This is a genomic window from Anaerobutyricum hallii DSM 3353 (assembly GCF_000173975.1).
GTDB lineage: Bacteria > Bacillota > Clostridia > Lachnospirales > Lachnospiraceae > Anaerobutyricum > Anaerobutyricum hallii.
In genome coordinates this window covers 1-6,067 of sequence record NZ_ACEP01000041.1, presented here as the reverse complement: position 1 = coordinate 6,067, position 6,067 = coordinate 1, and the positions used below count along the sequence as shown (strand labels likewise).

The following is a 6,067-nucleotide window of genomic DNA, read 5'->3' as shown; positions in this document are numbered from 1 at the left end:
CCTACGGTTGTGTTATATTGTATAAAAACTAAGCTAATTTCTCATATTCAGCAACAATTGCATCTAACAGCTTTTCATCTGTAAGCTGAGTGATTTCTTTTGCTGCTTCACGAACGCCCTGTTCTTTGATTTTTGCCTGAAGTTCAACGCTCTGTTTGTCTTCTGGATTATCATAGTGTAAAGCTGCACCAACACCAACAAGTAAGTGGTCTACTGGAAGTCCATATCCTGCTGCTGTTGTTAATGGGCTGATCAGGCGGTCTGTTGGGCTTAATTTACGAAGTGGCTCACGACCTACACGGCTTACATCGTCCTGTAAGTATGGGTTTTTGAAACGTCCGATAATCTTTTTGATGTATGCTGCATGTTTTTCAGGGTCGAAACCATGTTTCTTGATGAGTCCGTCACCACTCTCTTTCATTGCTTTAGATACGATGTCATAGATTTCTTCATCAGCGATCGCTGCATCGATTGTTGGGAATCCACGAAGCTTTCCAAGATAAGAAGTGATGCAGTGTCCTGTATTTAATGTGAATAATTTACGCTCAATGTATGCCATTAAGTCATCTACAAGAGTCATTCCTTTGATTTCTGGAATCTCGCCCTTGAAGCTTGCGCGCTCTACATCCCATTCGTAGTATTCTTCTACTACTACATCAATGAAGTTTTCGCTCTTTACAGGAGGTACGATTCTGTCAACTGCACAGTCTGGGAATCCGACATACTCATCTGCAAATGCTTTTCCTTCCTCGCTTAAGTTTTCGTAAACAGCTTTCTTTAACTGAGATGTTCCACGGATTGCATTTTCACATGCGATGATGTTCATCGGCTCTTTGTTTCCGTCTGCCATACGTTTTTCGATAGCTGCTGCGATTGTAGGAGCGATACGAGGTAAAATAACAAGACCAACAGCTGTTGTTACAAGGTCAGCACTTGCGATTTCATCTACTGCTTCTGGCTTTGTAGAATTTACACCACTGATGTTTTCGATTTTCTGATCTTCACATTCTACGTCCATTACATGAACTGTGTATGTTTTATCCTCATTAATTTTATCGATAATCTTGTCTACAACGTCTGCAAATACTACATGATAACCGGACTGACTAAGTAAAGCTCCAATAAAACCACGACCGATATTACCTGCTCCAAACTGAACTGCCTTTTTCATAATCTGACTCCTTCTTTCTTAAATCTAAACCTCGGGACTATTCCCGATGTTATTTCAATATGATTTTTTAATATAGTTTTTACTTAATTTAATTACTCACCTTTGTTATTTATTTTAACCAAAAGTTTTCATGATAGTGTCAACGTCAGCATTCTTTTTCAGTGTTTCGAGAAGTTCTTCGTCCTCAAGACTTGCTACGATGTTTCCAAGAATCTCAAGATGCTCATCACCAACACCTGCAATACCGATTACGAGATATGCTTTCTCATCACCAAAGTCAACACCTTCTGGATACTGCATTACTACGATACCAGATTTTTTAACGGTTTCTTTTGCATTAGATGTTCCGTGAGGAATTGCAACTCCCATACCCATGTATGTAGATACCATATTTTCACGGTCAACCATTGCCTGAATATAATCTTCATTTGTGAAGCCAAGGTCACATAAAAGCTGGCCTGCTGCACGAATTGCTGTTTCTTTATCTACACTCTTTAAGCCTGTTTTGATACCTTCTTTTTTAAGAACGGCTTTTTTTGCTTTCTTTTCTTCTTTTACTTCAGGTTCTACTGCTGGAGCTGAGGCGGATGTACCATTTGCACGTCCCTCTAACTCTGCATAGAATGTATCAAGGTTAGGATCCTGAAGGAAGTTTCCGATTGCTACTAATCTTGCCTGTGGCGCACTCTTAACTGCTCTGTCCTGTAAAATGTACTGGCATACAACGACATCTGCGTCTGCAGGAACATTATCTACGGATGTATTTGTTACTGTAATTCCAAGATTTAAAGGTTTAATACGATTTCTGAACTTTGTTGCTCCCATTGCAGAAGATCCCATACCAGCGTCACATGCGAATACGATTTTCTTAATGTCATCTGCCTTAACATCTGCTCCGGAAAGAACTTCTGCTGCCTGTCCTTTGGACTCAGCTTTCATGTCGCTTGTCTTTTTCTGTGCATCTTCAAGACTCTTGCTTCCTGCCATCTTAACGATCGGTGAAGAAACTAAGAAAGATACTGTTGCTGCAATCAGAACACCAAGTGCTGTGATTACGATAGAACTCTTTGGTGACATTGACATAAATGCGATGATGGAACCAGGTGCGGAAGGTCCTACAAGACCTGCTTTTGTAATACTGTAGAAAAGGATCGCACAGATATTACCTGCGATTGGTCCAACGATTACTAATGGATTCATAAGGATGTATGGGAAATAAATCTCATGGATACCACCGAAGAAGTGAATGATAATTGCTCCAGGTGCGGAATCCTTTGTTGCTTTATCCTTAGAAAATGCCCAGTAAGCAAGAAGTAATCCAAGACCTGGACCTGGGTTAGCCTCTAACATATACATGATGGACTTACCAGCTTCTGCTGCCTGTTCAATTCCGATAGGAGTAAAGATACCATGATTGATTGCGTTGTTCAAGAATAATACCTTCGCTGGCTCAATAAAGATTGCTGCGAGTGGAAGAAGACTATGATCTACAAGTACCTGAACACCACCTTTTAATACTACAAGTACGGCACTCATGAAAGGTCCGATTGCATAGTAACCAACGATAGCTAATAACATACCGAAGATACCAATGGAGAAGTTGTTAATTAACATCTCAAATCCGGCTGGCATTCTTCCGTCCATTGCCTGGTCAAACTTTTTAATAACAAAACCAGCCAAAGGACCCATTACCATAGCACCCATCAACATTGGATAATCAGGTGCTCCGACGATTACACCGATGGTTGCGATCGCACCCATTACTCCGCCTCGGTCTCCACCGATTAACTTACCACCCTGGAATGCAATCAGGACTGGAAGTAAGTAATTAAGCATTGGTCCGTTTAAAGTTGCAAGCTGTGCATTTGGAAGCCATCCTTTTTCGATAAATAATGCTGTGATGAAGCCCCATGCGATGAATGCTCCGATATTTGGCATTACCATTGAACTAAGGAACTTACCAAAACGTTGTACTGCGTTTTTCATGTTACATATCTCCTCTCTTTTTTGCCCCTCCCCATCGGCTTAATACCTGTTTCCGTTTTACGTTTTGCCTCCGGCCTTGGGATATTGACACTGTGCTTTTTTGCACTGCCCTTGTTTTCTATGTCTCTATTGTAAAGCACAAAATGACAAAATTCAAAGGAATGATACCGCAACTTTGTCGGTAAGACTTCCCGACAAACTGTCACTTTATCATCAATATACCCAATTTCTTTGTCGCTCTTTTGTGCATTTTCACAAGAAGTATTTGTCAGTAAAATATTGTATAATAAGAAGAAGAATAGGAAAGGAAGAAAAAATCATGCAGCTCACACCACGCGCAGATAAAATAATCCGCATTCTGCTCCGCTTTTCACCGGACAGCCCTGTGACAATCGGTATCATTTCAGAAGAACTCGGTGTCAGCGACCGCTCCGTCCAGCGCGAACTGCCAACCGTTGAAAAATGGATGAAGCATAATGGCTTTTGCTTTGTACGCAAACGAAGTGTAGGACTTTTAATTGACGAGACACCAGAACGATTGAAAGAGTTAGCTGCTCTTTTAGATGAAAAAGATACAAATAGCTCCGCTCCTGCAGATAACCGCCCAGAAAGGCTGACTCTCTTATGTCATGACCTTCTCCTCGCAGAAGAGCCGATTAAATCTTACTACTTCACAGAAAAGTTCGAGATTTCCGAGGGTACACTTACTGCTGACCTTAACCAGCTTGAAACCTGGTTTACAAAGTATCAGCTAAAGCTCGTCCGCCGTCCCGGACTTGGTGTATTTATAGAAGGAACAGAAATCGCAAGAAGACAGGCATTGACTTCTTTCATATGTAAACAGGTAAATGAACATCACTCCATTGGCAATCTCCAGGACAAGAAGTTTCTGTCAGACCGAAATTTTATCAATGAAATTGATGGCGAAGTAATGGCCGAGGTTAATCACATCCTTGGCGGCTGTCAGAAACAGCTTGGTATGCAGCTTTCTGACAATGGATATTTACACTTGCTTGTATACACTTCCCTCTGTGTACAGAGAATGCAAAAAGGACGGTTTATCAAAGAACTCAAACAGTCTTATGCAGAAATATCTATCCAGCCGGAGTATGCCGTTTCCGAATATATTATGAAGGAATTACGCCAGTTTTTCCATTTATCTATTTCTGTCGATGAGACCATCTATATGGCTGTCTTTATTTCCGGACAGCGTATATGGCCATCTGGAAGCAGAGATTTAACTGATATAAAAAACCTTGACGTACATCAGATTACCCTGTCCATCATAAAAAAAGTCAACGAAATTTTACATATAAACTTTATGAGAGACAGCCGGCTCCTCACAGAATTAAGCGGACATATCCAACCGACCATTGCCAGACTCCGCGCTGGAATCCCTGTAGAAAATCCGCTGTTAAAGGAATTTCAGGAAAGTTATCCTTCTGTATATAAGGCTTGTGAAGAGGGACTTTCTCTCCTCTGTCCGATTCTTGGCATAAAAAAAGTTCCCGCCAGCGAAATTGGTTTTATTACCCTTTATTTCACAATGGCAATGGAACGTATTGAAAAAGAAATCAAAAAGCTTTCTGTTATGATTGTCTGTCCAACTGGAATCGGAAGTTCAAGACTTCTCACAGAGAGCTTGAAAAAAGAATACCCTGACCTTGATATCCGCGGTATAACCTCCGCTTTTGAATTAGATAATATTCGATTACAGGAAGAAGGCGTTGACCTTGTTATCTCCACTGTAAAGCTAGAGATTGCCTACCCATACATCCACGTCAATCCAATATTAACCCGTCAGGATAAAATACTGCTCGATTCCCGCATCAAAGTCATTCAGGAACAGAAAAGGCAGGCACAGGAAAAAGAAATCAAAGAACCCGAAGTTCCTTCTGATTCCTCAATCTGTAGAAAAGATGTAGAATTTCTCTCCGCCATTGGAAGCGAAATCTATGAACTGCTCGGCAATATTTACATCAATCAGGCTCCAATCCTGAAAAACAGAGATGAAATAATCTCTTACTGTTCCTCCCTGTATGCCGACACTTCCGACATGCAGGCACATTTATACAAAATATTAAAAGACAGAGATAACCTGGCTGATACCTATATCAAACCATTTCAGGCACTTCTCCTTCACGGAAGAAGTACAGAAATTTCTACCTCCTGCTTCGGTTACGTCCGGCTTGAACCACCAATCTATGAACGTGGACATATTATCCGGGGCGCTATTGTATCTCTGATTCCCTCGGGACCTGCAAGTGAAGTTGCTGCCCCGGTAACCAGTGAGGTAATCGGTGCGCTCTTAGAAGAACCAGCACTTTTAAAAGCATTACAAAGTCTTAACAAAGAGAACTTCACAAAACAACTAGAAGAAATATTACTACGATTTTATAAATCAACAGTACAAACAAGACTCCATCTAAAAACATCCGGTGCAGAAAAAGTATAAATAGGAATTTGCCGCAGGCAAAGAGACGCCCCCCGAAGAAAGTCTAGCCCTTATATTTGTGACTTTAGTCGCGGCGGTTTGAATGCTCGCTTTAAGCGCTCGCATCCAAACCTTGCTCCGTGGCCACAAATATAAGGGCTAGACTCTCTTCGGGGGCTGTGCTTTGGCTGGGGAGGGAAATTCTATTTATTACTGGAGGGATTTGAATAGGCTCCAGAAGGATGTGGCTTTCTGTGGAGTTGTTTTTTGAAGGACTGATACTTGAATTATTGTTGTAGTATGCTGAAAACATATTAAAACAGATGCATGTATGATATTTTTGCTGAGAACGGATTATCAGTAATAGTACACCGATGATATACTCCTTTTTCTTATTAATTGTGTGTCAATCCTAAAATATTTAACTTCCCAGATTACTTCTATTCCTCCTGACTTCTTCCACAAATCTTTCCGCA

At 40.9% G+C, this 6,067-nt stretch carries 3 protein-coding genes; 1 reads left to right on the top strand and 2 read right to left on the bottom strand.

Annotated features, from left to right (window positions below):
- Window positions 1–28: 28 nt before the first annotated feature.
- Window positions 29–1,171, bottom strand: a complete 1,143-nt coding sequence (locus EUBHAL_RS03415) for a mannitol-1-phosphate 5-dehydrogenase (protein WP_005344894.1) — start codon at window positions 1,169–1,171, stop codon at window positions 29–31.
- 114 nt (window positions 1,172–1,285) lie between these two features.
- Window positions 1,286–3,157, bottom strand: coding sequence for a PTS mannitol transporter subunit IICBA (locus tag EUBHAL_RS03410; protein WP_005344893.1), 1,872 nt, complete (start codon window positions 3,155–3,157; stop codon window positions 1,286–1,288).
- A gap of 319 nt (window positions 3,158–3,476) precedes the next feature.
- Here EUBHAL_RS03410 and EUBHAL_RS03405 point away from each other — a divergent pair, with 319 nt between their 5' ends.
- Window positions 3,477–5,612 carry a BglG family transcription antiterminator gene (locus tag EUBHAL_RS03405; RefSeq protein ID WP_005344891.1) on the top strand — a complete coding sequence of 712 codons (2,136 nt, stop codon included), beginning with the start codon at window positions 3,477–3,479 and terminating at the stop codon, window positions 5,610–5,612.
- Window positions 5,613–6,067: the final 455 nt, after the last annotated feature.

Excerpts from the sequence above, each read along its gene's own strand:
- EUBHAL_RS03405 (WP_005344891.1), top strand. The coding sequence starts at position 3,477 with ATGCAGCTCACACCACGCGCAGATAAAATAATCCGCATTCTGCTCCGC.
- EUBHAL_RS03415 (WP_005344894.1), bottom strand. The coding sequence starts at position 1,171 with ATGAAAAAGGCAGTTCAGTTTGGAGCAGGTAATATCGGTCGTGGTTTT.
- EUBHAL_RS03410 (WP_005344893.1), bottom strand. The coding sequence starts at position 3,157 with ATGAAAAACGCAGTACAACGTTTTGGTAAGTTCCTTAGTTCAATGGTA.